We start from the raw sequence: 15,422 nt of genomic DNA on the forward strand, positions 1-15,422 counted from the left end.
GCGCGGAAACGTCTCTCCGCCAGGGAGGACGGGGCGTCGCTGTCCCGCCGGATGAGCCGCACAGCCGTCACCCCAGGGACAGGACCGGCCGGAATCCAATGGATTTCCGGCCGGTCACATGCCTGTGCACTCACCGCTGTCGCGCCATCTCTTCCTTGAGCGCCTGCACGAAGGCGTCGACATCGTCTTCCGTCGTGTCGAAGGAGCACATCCAGCGGACGTCCCCGGCCTTCTCGTCCCAGAAGTAGAACCGGAACCGGCGCTGGAGGCGCACGCTGACCTCGTGCGGCAGCCGCGCGAAGACGGCGTTGGCCTGGACCGGGTGGAGGATCTCCACGCCGTCCACCGTGCGGACGCCTTCCACGAGCCGCTGGGCCATCGCGTTGCTGTGCCGGGCGTTGCGCAGCCAGAGATCGCCCGCGAGCAGCGCCTCCAACTGCACTGATACGAACCGCATCTTGGACGCGAGCTGCATGGAGAGCTTGCGCAGATGCTTCATGGCCCGCGCCGCGTCGGGGTCGAGGACGACGACGGCCTCGCCGAAGAGCATGCCGTTCTTCGTGCCGCCGTAGGAGAGGACATCCACTCCGACGGTGTTGGTGAACGTCCGCATCGGGACGTCCAGCGACGCGGCCGCATTGGATATCCGGGCCCCGTCGAGATGGACCTTCATGCCCCGCTCATGGGCGTGCGTGCAGATGGCGCGGATCTCGTCGGGCGTGTAGACCGTGCCCAGTTCGGTGTTCTGGGCGATCGACACGACCTGCGGCATGGCCCGGTGCTCGTCCTCCCAGCCGTACGCCTGCCGGTCGATCAGCTCGGGCGTGAGCTTGCCGTCCGGGGTCGGTACGGTCAGCAGCTTGAGGCCGGCGACCCGCTCGGGGGCGCCGCCCTCGTCCACGTTGATATGCGCGGTCTCGGCGCAGATGACCGCGCCCCACCGGTCGGTGAGCGCCTGGAGCGCGACCACATTGGCGCCGGTGCCGTTGAAGACCGGGAAGGCCTCCGCCGTCGGGCCGAAGTGGCTGTGCATGACGCGCTGGAGATGGCCGGTGTAGTCGTCCTCCCCATAGGCGATCTGATGACCGCCGTTGGCGACGGCGAGCGCCGCCAGGACCTCGGGGTGGGCGCCCGCGTAGTTGTCGCTCGCGAAGCCGCGTACGTCGGGGTCGTGGTGCCGGCGCGCGTCCGTCGTACGGGACCTCACGGCTCGGGGGTCAGCCACAGGCGTTGTCCATTCACTTCCCGGGCGGGCCGGTCCCAGACTCCGGCGATGGCCTCGGCCAGGTCCGTGACGTCCGTGAAGCCCGCGAACTTCGCATTCGGGCGCGCGGCGCGCATCGCGTCGTGCACCAGTGCCTTGATCACCAGAATGGCAGCCGCGGCCCGGGGGCCCGCCTCGCCCCCCGCCTTACGGAAGGCGTCGCCGAGGGCCAGCGTCCACGCCTCGGCGGCGGCCTTGGCGGCGGCGTACGCGGCGTTACCCGCGGTGGGCTTGGTCGCGCCCGCCGCGCTGACCAGCAGGAAACGTCCGCGATCGCTGCGCAGCAGTCCGTCGTGGAAGGCGAGGGAGGTGTGCTGGACGGTACGGATCAGCAGCCTCTCCAGCAGGTCCCAGTCGGCGAGATCGGTCTCGGCGAAGGTGGCGCTGCCGCGCCAGCCGCCGACGAGATGGACCAGCCCGTCGATCCGGCCGAACTCATTCTCGGTCTTGTCCGCCCACGCGCGGGTGGCGGCGAGGTCGAGCAGATCGACGGTGTCGCCGGTGACCGTGGCGCCGCCGTGCGCGTACCGTGCGGCGTCTACCGCCTCGGCCAGCCGGGTCGCGTCCGCGTCCGCGCCGACGACCGTGGCGCCGGCCTCCGCGAGCCGCAGCAGGACGGCCCGGCCCGCCGGACCCGCCGCTCCGGCCACCGCGACCACGGCGCCGTCCAGTGCGCCGTTCGTGGCACCGCTTCCGTTCATGGCCGTCGCCTCTCGCTCGCGAGGGCTCACGCGGCCGCTCGCCCGGTGTCGTTGGCGGTGATCCCCTTGGTCGAGGCGATCACGTTCTTGAGCTTCTTGGAGAGCGCCTCGTAGAACATGCTGAGCGGAAACTCGTCCGGAAGCACATCGTCGACCAGCTTACGAGGCGGCTGGGTGAGGTCGAGGGCGTCGGGGCCCTTGGCCCAGCGGGAGCCGGGGTGCGGGGCGAGATACGTCGAGACCAGTTCGTACGCGGCGAACCAGTGGACCAGCTTGGGACGGTCGATCCCGGCCCGGTAGAGGTCCTCGATCTCCGCGCAGAGCTGATTGGTGATCCGCGGGGCCCGCTCCCAGTCGATACGCAGGGTGTTGTCCGTCCAGCGCACCACATCGTGCTGGTGGAGATAGGCGAAGAGCAGCTGCCCGCCGAGTCCGTCGTAGTTGCGCACCCGCGCGCCGGTGACCGGGAAGCGGAACATCCGGTCGAAGAGGACGGCGTACTGGACGTCACGGCCCTGCGCGAACCCGTCCGCCTCCAGCCGTACGGCCTCCCGGAACGCGGTGAGGTCGCAGCGCAGCTCCTCCAGCCCGTACATCCAGAACGGCTGGCGCTGCTTGATCATGAAGGGGTCGAACGGCAGGTCGCCATGGCTGTGCGTACGGTCGTGGATCATGTCCCAGAGCACGAACGCCTGCTGGCAGCGGTCCTGATCGGCGACCATCGCGCTGATGTCACCGGGCAGTTCGACGCCGAGCGTACGGACGGCCGCGTCGATGACCCGGCGGAAGCGGGCGGCCTCGCGGTCGCAGAAGATCCCGCCCCAGCTGAACCGCTCCGGGGCCTCGCGCACGGCGATGGTCTCCGGGAAGAACACCGCGGAGTTGGTGTCGTAGCCGGAGGTGAAGTCCTCGAAGGTGATGCCGCAGAAGAGCGGGTTGTCGTAGCGCGTGCGCTCCAGCTCGGCGAGCCACTCGGGCCAGACCATGCGCAGCACGACCGCTTCGAGATTGCGGTCGGGGTTGCCGTTCTGCGTGTACATGGGGAAGACGGCGAGATGCTGGAGGCCGTCCACCCGGTCCGCGGCGGGCTGGAAGGCCAGCAGCGAGTCCAGGAAGTCGGGGACGTCGAAGGCGGCGTCGGCCCATTTGCGCAGATCGGCGACGAGCGCCGTGTGGTACGCGGAGTCGTGCGGGAGGAGCGGGGAGAGCCGCTCGACCGCGGCGATCACCCGGTCGGCCGTCGCCTCGACAAGAGCGCGCGCCGGGGCGCCCTCGGCGTCGAAGTCGATCGAGCCGTCCTTGGACTGCCAGGGGCGGATCTCCTCGACGGCGTTCTTGAGCTCCCGCCAGGCCGGGTGATCGACCACCCGGGCAGCGCTGGATATGCCCGGTACGGCGGCGTCCTGCGCAAGAATTTCCGTCATGTCACTTCCTCCACGGGAGAACTTGGCGTCAAGACACCGTATAGGCGTTCAGTTCTCCCTTACAAGCGGGGCTGACACAAATTATCCTGCGGACCCCCCATGGTCACCGTCGTTTTTCCCGTGATCCAGGGGTAAGACACTCGTAACCAGCGTAGCGCCGCGGGCTTCAACCGGCCTCCGGACTCCCTGGTGCGCGGCCGGGTCCCAGGCAGGGGCCTGGCCATTAGGCTGCGCGCGGGAGCCGCCGTCGACGGAAGCGAGATCGTCTTGACTTTCCAGACCATCGGTCATCGTGGAGTGATGGGTGTCGAACCGGAGAACACCCTGCGCTCCTTTCTGCATGCAGAGCGCGCGGGCATGGACGCCATCGAACTGGACCTCCATCTGACCAAGGACGGCGCCCTCGCCGTCATGCACGACACGGACGTGGACCGTACGACCGACGGAACGGGCGCGATCGCCGACCGGACCCTCGCCGAGCTGCGGGAGCTGGACGCGGGGCGGGGCGAGCGCGTCCCGGTCTTCGAGGAGGTGCTGGACGCCGTACGGTCGCCGCTCCAGGCCGAGATCAAGGACAGGGCCGCGGCCCGCGCGCTGGCGGAGGTGATGCTCCGGCGGGGACTCGTGGAGCGGGTCGAGGTGTCGTCGTTCCATGACGAGGCGGTCGCCGAGATCGCCGCGCTGGTGCCGGGCGTACGTACCGTACTGATCGCCAGCCGCTGGGGCGGCGACGTGGTGGACCGGGCCAGGGCGGTGGGCGCCGCCAGGCTGGCCCTGAACATCCGGAGACTGACCCTGGAGGTCGTGGAGCGCGCGCACGCGGAGGGGCTGGGGATCATCGGCTGGGTGGTGAACACCCAGGATCAGCTGCGGCTGGCGCGGGCGTTCCAGCTGGGGGCGGTGACCACGGACTTCCCGGAGATCCGGCGCACGGGCCGGTTCACGGCCTGAGCCCGCGCCGGGCCTGCGCGAACGCGCACAGCTCTGCGGGGCCCGGCCCGGCGCTTCAGCCGAGCGGCTTGATCAGCAGCTCGAACTCCAGGTCGTCCCGCTGCGGGATACCGAAGCGCTCGTCGCCGTACGGGAAGGGGTGCAGCTTTCCCGTACGGCGGTAGCCGCGCCGCTCGTACCAGGCGATCAGTTCCTCGCGGACCGTGATCACGGTCATATGCATCTCCCGTACGCCCCAGGTCTCGCCCGCGATGCGCTCCGCCGCGGCCATGACCTGCTTGCCGAGGCCGGAGCCCTGCGCGCCGGGCAGTACGGCGAACATCCCGAAGTAGGCGGCGTCCCCGCGGTGTTCGAGCTGGCAGCAGGCGATCAGTTCACCGTCCCGCTCGACGGCCAGCAGCCGGCTGTCGGGCGACTCGATCACTTCGCGCACCCCTTGGGGGTCGGTGCGCTGCCCCTCCAGGATGTCCGCCTCGGTCGTCCATCCCGTACGGCTGCTGTCCCCCCGGTACGCCGACTCTATGAGGGCGACGAGCGCGTCGGTGTCGGCCGCCGTGGCGTCCCGGTAGGCGAGTGCGCCGGTCCGGTGCGGGACGGTGGGGTGGCTGGCGGCGTCCATGGTGCGCGCTCTCCTCTGTCCGGTCTGTCCTGGGTACGGCTGGGACCTCCGCAGCCTACGCGAGGCGTCGCGGAGACCGGGGCGTTCCTGAGGATCAACCGTTCAGAAGAGCGAATGGCGTTGGAGTGTCTGAACTTATGGTGGGGGTGATATAGCGTCAAGACGCACGTCGGGATTCGTGCCGACCGGTTCGCCGGGGGGCGCCGGAGCGAGAAGCGGAGGTTCCGTGGAATCGGTGGCAGCGGCAGCACGGGGGCGCAAGCCCGAAGAGGTCAAGTCCGCGGCTCGGGTGCTTGAGGTGCTCGAACTGCTGGGCGCGGAAGGCGCCCGGCTCTCGCTCGCCGAGCTGGCCGGCACGATGGCCGTGCCCAAGAGCAGTCTGCACGCGATCCTCCGCACGATGGAGGCGCGCCACTGGGTGGATCTGGATCCGTCGGGCACTCGCTACAGCCTCGGCCTCAAGGCCCTGTTGACGGGTACGGCCTATCTGGAGGGCGACGATGTCGCGAGCCTCGCGGGCCCGGTGCTGGACACCCTGGCCGAGGAGACGGGCGAGTCGGTGCATCTGGGCAGGCTCGACGGTACGGACGTCGTATACCTGGCCAAACGTGAGTCCCGGCATGCCCTGCGGATGTATTCGGCGGTGGGCCGCCGGCTGCCCGCGCACGCCACGGCGCTGGGCAAGGCGATGCTCTCCCTCTATGACGCGGCCGAGGTGAGGATGCGGCTCAACTGGCCGCTGGAGAGGCTCACTCCGGACACGGTGACCGACCCGGACGCGCTGCTGAGCCAGCTGTCCGAGGCGCGGCTGCGGGGGTGGGCGATGGACGACGGGGAGAACTCACCGGACATCCGGTGCGTGGCCGTCGCGCTCGGCACCGGCCATGGCGGCGGCGACGCGATCAGCTGCTCGGCGCCCAAGAGCCGGATGGACGACGCCCGAGCGGCGGAGATCGCCCTCGCGGTCACCGAGGCGGCCCACTCGCTGCGGACTCTGCTCAAACGGCTCGGGCAGCACTGACATCGTTCCGACGACTATTTGGTAGAGTCGTTGACAAATAGATCTCCCTCTTCATACGTTCGGGTGGCCATACGCTATTCGGCTATCCGTATGCCGAAGTTCGCCGGGCTCTGCCGCGCAGCAATGATGGGAGCGTGCAACGACCATGACGTCCGAGACATCCGACGCCCGGAGGGCCCTGGTGGTCCGCGGCGGCTGGGAGGGACACCAGCCCCTGGCGATCACGGAGTTGTTCCTGCCGTTCCTCCGCGACCGCGGCTACGACATCCGGATCTCCGACACCCTCGATGTCTACACCGACGCCGAACTCCTCGCCGCCACCGATCTGGTGGTCCAGTGCTGGACGATGGGCGAGATCACCTCCGAGCAGAGCGCCGGACTCACCGCGGCGGTCCGGGCCGGCACCGGACTGGCCGGCTGGCACGGCGGGATCGTGGACTCCTTCCGGGGCGATGTCGGCTATCAACTGCTCACCGGCGGCCAGTTCCTGATGCATCCGCCCGGCTTCTCCGACCACGGGGTGACGCTGGTCAAGGAGCGCGCCGACCATCCCGTGATCGCCGGACTGAGCGACTTCCAGGTCCATACGGAGAAGTACTGGCTGGCCACCGACCCGCTGATCGATGTCCTGGCGACCACGGAGTTCGCGGCCGACGAGGAGCGGGCGCGGCCGGTGACCATGCCGGCCGTCTGGACCAGGACCTGGGGCGAGGGGCGGGTCTTCGTCTCCACCATCGGCCATAAACCGGACGACTTCGATGTGCCCGAGGTGCGGGTGCTCACCGAGAGGGGACTGCTGTGGGCGAGCCGCTGAGGATCGGCATGGTGGGCGCGGGCAAGATCAGCGGCGCCTATCTGGACACACTGGAACGGCTGGAGGACGTCACGCTGACGGCCGTCACGGATCTCGACCGGGACCGCGCCGCGACGGCCGCCGCCCGGGTGCCCGGCGCGACGGTCGTCGGATCGGTCGACAAGCTGGTGGCACGCTCCGATGTGGACGCCGTACTCAATCTGACGATCCCGGCGGTCCATGCCGAAGTCGCCCTGGCCGCGCTCGCCGCGGGCAAGCATGTGTACGGGGAGAAGCCGCTGGCCGCCACGCGCGCGGAGGCGGACCGGATGCTGGCCGCGGCCGAGGCGGGCGGGCTGCGGATCGGCTGCGCGCCCGACACCGTGCTCGGTACGGGCGTCCAGACGGCGCGCAAGGCGGTCGACGACGGGCTGATCGGCGCGCCGGTCGCCGCGACGGCCTTCATGACCACGGCCGGCCACGAACGCTGGCACCCGGACCCGGAGTTCTACTACCGGCGGGGCGGCGGGCCGCTGCTCGACATGGGGCCCTACTACCTCTCGGCGCTCGTCCATCTGCTGGGCCCCGTCATCACCGTCACCGGCGCGGGATCCCGGCCGCGTGCCGAACGGGAGATCGGCAGCGGGCCGCGGGCTGGTGAACGGTTCGCGGTGGAGGTCGACACCCATGTCACGGGGGTACTGCGGCACGCCAACGGCGCCCTCACCACGCTGGTGATGAGCTTCGACATCCAGGCCGCCCGGCTGCCGCGTATCGAGGTGCACGGCACCGGCGCCTCGCTCTCCGTCCCCGACCCCAACGGGTTCGACGGAACGGTCGAACTGCACCGGGGCGCCGGGGAGTGGGAGGCGCTGCCGGTCACGGCCGGATATGTGGGAGCGGGACGCGGTACCGGGCTCGCGGATCTGGCCGAGTCGCTCGCCGGGGGCCGCCCGCACCGGGCGTCCGCCGAACTGGCGCGCCATGTCCTGGACATCATGCTGACGCTGCTCGACTCGGCGCGGGAAGGCAGGGCGCTCCCGGTGGAGAGCTGCTGCGTCAGACCGGAGCCGGTACGGCACTGAGCTCCGCCCTGCCGTCAATTCACCCGCCTGTCAATTCACTTACTTTCCGGCAGCTTCGCAATTCGTCAATCAATTCACCTGACAATTCCGATGCGGGCCGTCACGACCAGGAAGAAGAAGGAAGAGGCAAAGCCGTTGACTTGATAACACACGTGGTTTTACATGGCGGTTACCGGCTGGACAGGAGGGGCCGCCCATGTATTGCCGCAGGAAGTCCGGAGAGGCGTGGGTCACGCGTTTCCTCGCCGCCCGGAGGCACTGATGCCCAAGGCCCCCCAAGACGACGGCCCGGTCGGCTCTCTGCCCCCGGAGCACCGGGCCGTCTTGCACCGCTGGGCCGAGGAGGGCGGCCCGCTCGCGACACGGGCGCGTGTCGTCCTCCTCGCCGCCGACGGGCTGCGCGACGCCGAGATCTCCCGTCGGCTCGGGGTGTCCCGGCAGACGGTCGGCACCTGGCGGCAGCGCTGGACGAGCGCGGGCATCGACGGCCTCGGACACCGGCCGCGCACCGGCCGGCCCGCCACCGTGGACGAGGCGGAGGTCGTCACCCGTACGCTGCTGGCGCCCGGGGGCAGCGGCGCCTCACGCGCGGTCGCCCGGGAGCTGGGCCTCTCGCACGCCACGGTCGCCGGGATCCGGCGCCGCTGGCGGCTCTCCCCCGACGAGGCGCCCGCCCCGTCCGTACCGACCAGACCGCCGCTGCCCAGCGCCGAGGTCTGGGTGATGGGCCTGTACGTGGACGCGCGGCGCGCCGTGCTCCTCGCGGGCACCCGGCAGGGCGCGCCCCGGCAGCCCGCCGCCGGAACCGTGCTCGGCACGGACGTACTCGCCGGACTCGACCGGGCCGTGGAGGCCGCGCTGACGGCGGCGATGGCGCGCGGGGCGGACGGTGACACCTCGCCGGCGTACGGCGGCCTGGCGGAGTATCTGGCCGGGGCCGCCCGCAGCCATCCGGACCTCGGGCTGCACGCCATCACGCTCTGGGAGATGGCGAACGAGCCCGAATCACCTCAACAGGCCGTGCACGACAAACTGGTGACTCCTCATCAGATACCCGCGCGATCGACCTGGCGCACCTTCCTCCGGGCCATGATCGCGCTCGACAGCACCAGCCATCCGGAGTCCTCGCGCCGTGTCTATCTCGATCTGGCCGCCGAGCTGGAACGGTACGCGGGGGCGCGGCCCGACACCCCGTGCGCCGCGGTGCGCTGGCTGCGCGAGAACGTCGCGGGCCATCCTGGCACTGGCCACCACGCGGACAGCACGGCGGGAAATCAGCCCTGGAGCGGGGTCAACCAGATCGATCTGGGTTCGTTCAACGAGTGTGTGGTCATCGAGACGGTACGGCTCTCCGGCACCATCACCCGGGGTGAGATAGCCCACCGCACGGGCCTCACCCAGCAGTCGGTCTCCCGGATCGCCCGCTCGCTGCTGGACCGGGGCATCCTCATCGAGGACGCCCAGCGACGCGCGACCTCGGGCAAACCCCGTACGCCGGTGCGGCTCTGCGGGACGGCCGCTCACGCGCTCGGTATCCATATCGACCCGGAGGTGCTCACCGCGGTCGTCATCGACCTCGACGGCGCGATCGTCCGTACCCGTACCCGGCCCGTCACCGCCGACATCGATCCGGCGGAGTTCGTGGAACGGGTGGCCGCGCTGGGCCGGGAGACGCTGGCGGAGGCGCGCGGGTCGGTACGGGAGGACGGCTTCCTCGGCATCGGCGTCGCCGTACCGGGGCCGGTCGACATCGCGTCGGGCACGGTCCTCGGACCGCCGCTGATGTCGGCCTGGGGTGATCTGCCGCTGCTCTATCTGCTCCAGGAGCACTTCCCATGCCTCGTCCTGATGGAGAAGGACTCCACCGCGGCGGCGGCCGGCGAGCGGTGGATCGGGCGCGACCGCAGGGCCAGGGACTTCGCGTATCTCTATCTCGGTACGGGCGTCGGCACCGGGCTCTATCTCAACGGCGATCTGTATCGCGGGATCAGCGCCAACGCCGGGGAGTTCGGGCAGTTGTGCGCCATCGCACTGGGGCGGGTGGCCGAGGACGGCCGGCCGGAGATCCTTCCGGAGTGCAATCCGCCGGTGTCCGTACCGGAGTTGGCGGTACGGGGCGGGATGCGTCCCGTACCGGCCGCGCCGGGCGGTACGCCGGGGAGCACCGCGGCGTATCTGGCGGTGGGCGAGGCCGCCGCCGCGGGTGATCCCGCCGCGGCGGCGGCCGTACGCGAGGTCGCGCGGGCGGTGGGGCGAGGGGCGCTGGGCATGGTCGATCTGCTGGACATCGATCTGATCGTGCTCGGCGGTCCCTTCTTCACCGAGGATGTCGCCGACTTCTATCTGGACGAGATCGCCCGTACCGTCAACGCGTTCCCGACGGCCAGACGGCTGCGGCGGGTCGTGGTCGAGCCGTCCGTGCTGAGCGCGGAGGCCGCCGCGGTGGGGGCGGCGTCGACCATCTTCCACGCGACGTTCACGCCTCGGCTGCGGGGGCGGGAGAGCCGGGCACGGCATCTGCCGGCCGGCTGATACGGAGGGGCCGCCGGTGTCCCGGCGGCCCGCCCTCGATATGACGTGCTGTCAGATCCTGGGCTGGGTGGGCCTGGTGGCCGTCAGTCCGATCTGGCCCTTGAGCATCCGGCCGCCGTCGCCGGTCAGCCGCAGGTAGTAGTCGGACGAGCACGAGGTGCCGTCCTCGTCCAGCGCCCAGATACCCGATCCGGACGGCACCTGCGCACCGGTCTCGGCGGTCTTGGCTATCTGGTTGCCCTCGTTGAACTCGTCGAACATGGAGATGTAGATGCCCTGCGCGCCGACCCGCACCATGTTGTAGAACTGCCGCCACATGAAGTCCCCGTGGGCGCGGTGGCGTTCCTGGAGATCACCGGGCAGCACACAGGGCTGGTAGTCGATGCCGTGGGCGTCGCAGTCCGCCTGGTCGGGGGTGTTGACGTCGCGGAAGAACCGGTCGGTGTCGGCGACGTTGCCGATCCGTCCGACCATCCAGGGCGAGATCATATGGAACGCGTGGTACACGTCCTGGAAGCCGGGCCGGGAGTCGTCGGTGCTGTTGCGCCAGTGCGTGGGCACGCCGCCGATGACATAGCAGCCCTGGGCCTTGAACCACTCGACGACCTCCTTGCACGGCGCGGGTGCGAAGGGCCGGCCCGGGTCGTTGAAGCCGAAGCCCCAGATGCACACGACCGGCTTGCCGTTCTGCTTCGCGTAGGCGCTGGACGCGGTGTGCGCCCTCATCTTCGACGTCCAGTCCTCCTTGATCTGGGACTGCATGGACGTCCAGCCGGTGACGTCGTACATGATGTAGAACTTGCGGCCGTTGGCCTCGGCCGCCTGGCGCACCTTCTGCGCCATCGCGTCCCGGGTCGGGCCCTCCGGGCTGAAGGGGTTGAAGCGCTGGAGCGCGGCCGTGTCGCAGTTGTTCTCCCGCATCCAGCGGAAGTGCGTGTCGACCGTCTGCTGGTCCCACGAGGAGAACAGCGTGGCGGGCTGGCCGCTGTTCAGGTTCGGGTAGGCGGTGGGGTAACCGCGGGAGTATTCCCGCATGTCCGGCCACGACTTGATGGTCGTATTGCTGAGCGACGGCGGCTGGCTCATGTTCTGACTCCAGTGCCACCACCCATTGATGGGGGCGCCGTCACCGGTACAGGCGAACCAGCCCTGGTAGCCCACGGTGATTTTGCCGACCACGTCACCGGGGGGACTCGCGGTGGGGCCCGACTGTGCGCGGCGTCGCGGTTCGGACGCCGACGCACCCTGCTGGGCTGCGCCGACGCCGGCGATGGCGGCCGAAGCCGCCAGTGCGGACGCGAGGGCCGACCGTCGTGACATATGCATGGGGAAATGCCTCCCACTCGATATCTGCCAGAAACGCGTAAAGTCCTCGGGGGTGGGGGGATTTACAGGCGGCGGCAGCCCGCCCGGCCCCCAAGGGCACGCCTTCGCAAGGTAGTCGGGCGCTACCGTCACCACAAGGCCGCGCGCGCCAGGAATTCGGCCGGAAAAGGCGACGGCGTGTCAGCCGATTTTCTTTACGCTTTCCGTTTCCAGTGAAATGCGAATAACCGAACGGCGGTGCCCTGCCGGGTCCGTGACCCCCGGTGCGCTCCCCCTGTGTCCCTCTGCGCTCGTATGCGCATCGGCGGCGCCGGGCATTCCCTGGACGAATCCGTTGACGGGGACGGGGGAGGTGCGCGGTGCACGGACCGGCGATGTCCGGCTGGCTGCTCGTCGCGCTCTGCGCGGCGGCCGGGAGCTACTGTCTGCTCCGGCTGCGCGACAGCGTGGGCGCACAGCGCGGTTCGGTGGGCGGCGAGGCGCTGATGGGGTTCGGGATGGCGGCCATGGCGGTGCCCGCCGCCGTGCTGACACCGCCCCGGTGGGTCTGGGTGGGGTATGTGGTGGTGTTCGCCGGCGCGGCGCTGCACACGCTCCTCCGGGCCGGCGGGTCGGGACACCGGCTGCACCATCTGCTGGGGATGCTCGCGATGGTCTATATGGCCGGGGCCATGGCCCTCGCCCCGGCCGGGGCGCACAGCGCGCACACGGCGGGCTCGGGGAGCGGAGCGCCGCTGATCACCGGCGTGCTGCTGGTCTACTACGCCGGCTATGTGCTGTGGGCGGGTGCCCGGCTGCTGCCGGTCCCGGCCACCGCGGGCCCCGAGGGCGGGCGCGGAACGGCCCTGGCGGGCTGGGGCGAGCGGCCGGAGCTGGCCCTGGTCTGCCGGCTCTCCATGGGTATCGCGATGCTGGCGATGCTGCTCACGCTCTGAGCTCGGCCGATCACGGCTGATGCCGACTGGCGCCGGGCGGTCCTGGCTGGTCCCGGCCTGTCGATCACGGCCGGTTCCGGTGGCCCCGGAAGATCGGCGGCACCCGCGCCGAAACGTGTCGTGGGTCACTTGCCCGGTAAGGACATACCCCTGAGTAGCACGACGCTCATACTCTGGTGACCATGATGGTCTCCCTGGCACTGCTGCTGCTCGGTGCGCTGGCCGCCGTCGTCGCCCCGCGGCTCCTGTCGCGCGCCGACTGGCCGGAGCGCGAGCCCGTGGTGGCGCTCTGGGTGTGGCAGTGCGTCGTGGCGGCCGTGCTGCTGAGCTTCGCGCTCTCCATGACCTTCAGCGCCGCCGCCTCCTGGCTGCTCGTCCGCGGCCATGTCTTCGCGCCCGCCCCGCGCGGGGTCGTGGAGGCCTACGCCTTCGGTTCGCACGGGCCGTGGACCGCCGTACTGACCGTGCTGCTGGCCAGCGGTGGCCTCTGGACGGCCGCGATGCTCACCCGCGAGATCCACCGGGCCCGCCGTCGTCGCCGGCAGCGCCGCAAGGAACTGCTCGTACGCTCCCCCGTGCTGCCCGGCGAGGAGCCGCGCGGCGAGCCGCTCGTCGTCCTGGAGGGCGAGCGGCCCGGCGCGTGGTGGCTGCCGGGCGCCGCGCCCCAACTGGTCATCACCACGGCCGCGTTGCGTCGGCTGAAGGGTCGTCAGCTCGATGCCGTACTCGCCCATGAGCAGGGCCACGCGCGCGCCAGGCACGACTGGCTGCTGCACTGCTCGGGGGCGCTGGCGAACGGATTTCCACAGGTGCCGGTGTTCGCGGCGTTCCGCGACGAGATGCACCGGCTCGTCGAGTTGGCCGCCGACGATGTCGCCTCCCGGCGCTTCGGACGGCTGACGATCGCGCTCGCGCTGGTCGAACTGAACGAGGACCGCGGGGTGTTCGGGCCGGGCACCACCCCGGACGCGCAACTGCCGCAGCGGGTGAACCGGCTGCTGTCGCCCGTACCCCGGCTCACCGCGGGTCGCCGGCTGCGGCTGACCGCGGCGGCGGCGCTGGTGCCGGTCGTACCGCTCCTGATCGCTTTCGTACCGGCGCTTCGCGCCCTGGGATAGCCTCCCGCACTCCGTGTGGGCGAGGATCACCCCATGCGCTCGCCCTCGGCCCCTGTGGTCTCTCCGCCGCCCCCGGCCCGTCCCCCGCTCGCCGGACTCACCACGGCGGGCGGGGTGGCCGCGCTGCTGGCCGTCCTCTCGGGGGTACTGACCGTCCTCGTTGTCATGGAGTGGGGTCCGCTGTTCTCCTTCGACCGGTGGGTCGCGGAGGAGTTGCACCGCCGGGCGGTGGCCGACCCGGACGTGACCTGGGTGAACCGGGTGCTCACCGACTGGGTCTGGGATCCCTGGACGATGCGGCTGCTGACCGCGGTGGCCGTGATCGCGCTGTGGCTGCGGCGTGAGCGGCTGCTCGCGCTCTGGACGACCGGGACGGCGGCGCTGGGCGCCGCCGTCTCCCAGGGGGCGAAGGCCGCGGTCGGGCGGGAGCGCCCGCAGTGGCCCGACCCGGTCGACTCCGCGCATTTCGCGGCGTTCCCGTCCGGTCACGCCATGACCGCCGCGGTGACCTGCGGGCTGCTGCTGTGGCTGGTACGCCGGCACGGGGCCGACGGGTGGCTCTGGCGTACGGCGGTCGTCGTCGCGTCCGTATCGGTGGCCGGGGCGGGCCTGACCCGGCTCTGGCTGGGGGTGCACTGGAGTGCGGACGTGTGGGGCGGATGGCTGTTGGGTGGCTGTCTGGTCGCGTTCTCGGTCGCGGTGTACGGGCGCGTGACCTTGTCCAGGAAGCCGTGACCCGGCGAGGATCGGACGCATGACCTTCAAGGGTGTGCTCTTCGACTTCTCCGGAACCCTCTTCCGTATCGAATCCGCGGGCTCCTGGCTGCGTGCCGTGCTCGACGAGGCGGGCGTCGCCGTACCCCCCGACAAGGTGCGGCGGTACGCGATGCGGCTGGCCGTGGCGGGCGCGCTGCCCGGTGGCTCCTCACCGGAGCGGGTGCCGCCGGACCTGGCCGGACTGTGGGCCACCCGCGACGAGAGCGCCGGACGCCACCGCGCCGCGTACACCGGTCTCGCCCGGCAGGTGGAGCTGCCCAGCCCGGTCCTGTACGACGCGCTCTACGACCGTCATATGACGCCGGATGCCTGGCGTCCGTACACCGACGCCGCCGAAGTGCTCGGCACGCTGCGGCGCGAGGGCATCGGGATCGCGGTGGTGAGCAATATCGGCTGGGATCTGCGGCCGGTCTTCCGCGCCCATGGCCTCGACGCGTTCGTCGACGCGTATGTGCTCTCGTACGAGCACGGCATCCAGAAGCCCGACGTGCGGCTGTTCCGGGCGGCCTGCGAGCAGCTGGGGCAGGATCCGCACGATGTACTGATGGTCGGCGACGACCGCGAGGCGGACGGCGGAGCGGCGGAGCTGGGCTGCTCGGTCCATTTCGTGGACCATCTGCCGGTCGAGGAGCGCCCGTCGGGACTGCGGCCCGTTATCGCCCTGGCGGGCCGGGGACCGTTGCGATAGACCCGTGAACAGAGCGGTAAACGGGCGGCCCCGGGGTCCGAAACGGGCACCGCGGCGCCGTCCGGGCATGCCGAAGCCGTCTGCCTTGGACGATCCCCCGCGTCGCCCAAGGCAGGCGGCAGCCCCGCTGACCAGGCCCGGAAGGGTCTGCGACGGGACGCACTGAGTATATTGGCTTAGAGCCAGTC

The 15,422-nt window shown here is 70.8% G+C and carries 14 protein-coding genes; 9 read left to right on the plus strand and 5 right to left on the minus strand.

Features of this window, described 5'->3' with window-relative positions; translation table 11 throughout:
- Nucleotides 1-130: 130 nt before the first annotated feature.
- Genes IF11_RS0102170 through IF11_RS0102180 form a run of 3 tightly spaced genes read right to left on the minus strand, consistent with a single transcriptional unit; the run spans nt 131 to nt 3,389 of the window.
- Complete coding sequence (locus IF11_RS0102170; RefSeq protein WP_030349644.1) at nt 131-1,225, minus strand: threonine aldolase family protein; 1,095 nt, start codon at nt 1,223-1,225, stop codon at nt 131-133.
- Nucleotides 1,204-1,965, minus strand: a complete 762-nt coding sequence (locus IF11_RS0102175; RefSeq protein WP_030349645.1) for an SDR family NAD(P)-dependent oxidoreductase — start codon at nt 1,963-1,965, stop codon at nt 1,204-1,206. The genes IF11_RS0102170 and IF11_RS0102175 overlap by 22 nt, the downstream gene beginning before the upstream one ends.
- A gap of 26 nt (nt 1,966-1,991) precedes the next feature.
- Nucleotides 1,992-3,389, minus strand: a complete 1,398-nt coding sequence (locus IF11_RS0102180; protein ID WP_030349646.1) for a DUF6421 family protein — start codon at nt 3,387-3,389, stop codon at nt 1,992-1,994.
- A 300-nt stretch (nt 3,390-3,689) separates the two neighbouring features.
- Between IF11_RS0102180 and IF11_RS0102185 the strand changes: the two genes are divergently transcribed.
- Nucleotides 3,690-4,340, plus strand: a complete 651-nt coding sequence (locus IF11_RS0102185) for a glycerophosphodiester phosphodiesterase (RefSeq protein WP_030349647.1) — start codon at nt 3,690-3,692, stop codon at nt 4,338-4,340.
- A gap of 55 nt (nt 4,341-4,395) precedes the next feature.
- On the opposite strand, the gene IF11_RS0102190 is transcribed toward IF11_RS0102185, so the two are convergent.
- Nucleotides 4,396-4,959, minus strand: a complete 564-nt coding sequence (locus tag IF11_RS0102190) for a GNAT family N-acetyltransferase (protein ID WP_030349648.1) — start codon at nt 4,957-4,959, stop codon at nt 4,396-4,398.
- A 235-nt stretch (nt 4,960-5,194) separates the two neighbouring features.
- On the opposite strand from IF11_RS0102190, the gene IF11_RS0102195 reads away from it, so the two are divergent.
- The 4 genes from IF11_RS0102195 to IF11_RS38340 all read left to right on the plus strand — a co-directional run bounded on the left by IF11_RS0102195 (nt 5,195) and on the right by IF11_RS38340 (nt 10,390).
- The gene (locus IF11_RS0102195) at nt 5,195-5,980 is read left to right on the plus strand and encodes an IclR family transcriptional regulator (RefSeq protein WP_030349649.1); all 786 of its coding nucleotides are present in this window, start codon (nt 5,195-5,197) and stop codon (nt 5,978-5,980) included.
- 145 nt (nt 5,981-6,125) lie between these two features.
- Complete coding sequence (locus tag IF11_RS0102200; protein WP_030349650.1) at nt 6,126-6,794, plus strand: ThuA domain-containing protein; 669 nt, start codon at nt 6,126-6,128, stop codon at nt 6,792-6,794.
- Nucleotides 6,779-7,858, plus strand: a complete 1,080-nt coding sequence (locus IF11_RS0102205) for a Gfo/Idh/MocA family protein (protein ID WP_030349651.1) — start codon at nt 6,779-6,781, stop codon at nt 7,856-7,858. Before IF11_RS0102200 ends, IF11_RS0102205 begins: the two co-directional genes overlap by 16 nt.
- A gap of 261 nt (nt 7,859-8,119) precedes the next feature.
- Nucleotides 8,120-10,390 (plus strand): ROK family protein, encoded by a 2,271-nt coding sequence (locus IF11_RS38340; protein WP_030349652.1) that lies wholly within the window; start codon nt 8,120-8,122, stop codon nt 10,388-10,390.
- Nucleotides 10,391-10,441: 51 nt separating this feature from the next.
- Here the strand turns inward: IF11_RS38340 and IF11_RS0102215 are convergent, their stop codons facing one another.
- On the minus strand, nt 10,442-11,476 hold the full coding sequence (locus IF11_RS0102215) for a glycoside hydrolase family 99 protein (protein ID WP_240627532.1): 1,035 nt from the start codon (nt 11,474-11,476) through the stop codon (nt 10,442-10,444).
- 599 nt (nt 11,477-12,075) lie between these two features.
- Here IF11_RS0102215 and IF11_RS0102220 point away from each other — a divergent pair.
- From IF11_RS0102220 to IF11_RS0102235, 4 genes are all read left to right on the plus strand, one after another.
- Nucleotides 12,076-12,651, plus strand: a complete 576-nt coding sequence (locus IF11_RS0102220; RefSeq protein ID WP_030349654.1) for a DUF5134 domain-containing protein — start codon at nt 12,076-12,078, stop codon at nt 12,649-12,651.
- Between the two features lie 182 nt (nt 12,652-12,833).
- Nucleotides 12,834-13,769: a M56 family metallopeptidase gene (locus tag IF11_RS0102225; protein ID WP_030349655.1), complete on the plus strand. Its 936-nt coding sequence runs from the start codon at nt 12,834-12,836 to the stop codon at nt 13,767-13,769.
- 33 nt (nt 13,770-13,802) lie between these two features.
- Complete coding sequence (locus IF11_RS0102230; protein WP_030349656.1) at nt 13,803-14,504, plus strand: phosphatase PAP2 family protein; 702 nt, start codon at nt 13,803-13,805, stop codon at nt 14,502-14,504.
- Nucleotides 14,505-14,523: 19 nt separating this feature from the next.
- Entirely contained in the window at nt 14,524-15,234 is a 711-nt protein-coding gene (locus IF11_RS0102235) for an HAD family hydrolase (RefSeq protein ID WP_030349657.1), read from the plus strand.
- Nucleotides 15,235-15,422: the final 188 nt, after the last annotated feature.

Origin of the sequence: Streptomyces scopuliridis RB72, assembly GCF_000718095.1 — a bacterium.
Classification (GTDB): domain Bacteria; phylum Actinomycetota; class Actinomycetes; order Streptomycetales; family Streptomycetaceae; genus Streptomyces; species Streptomyces scopuliridis.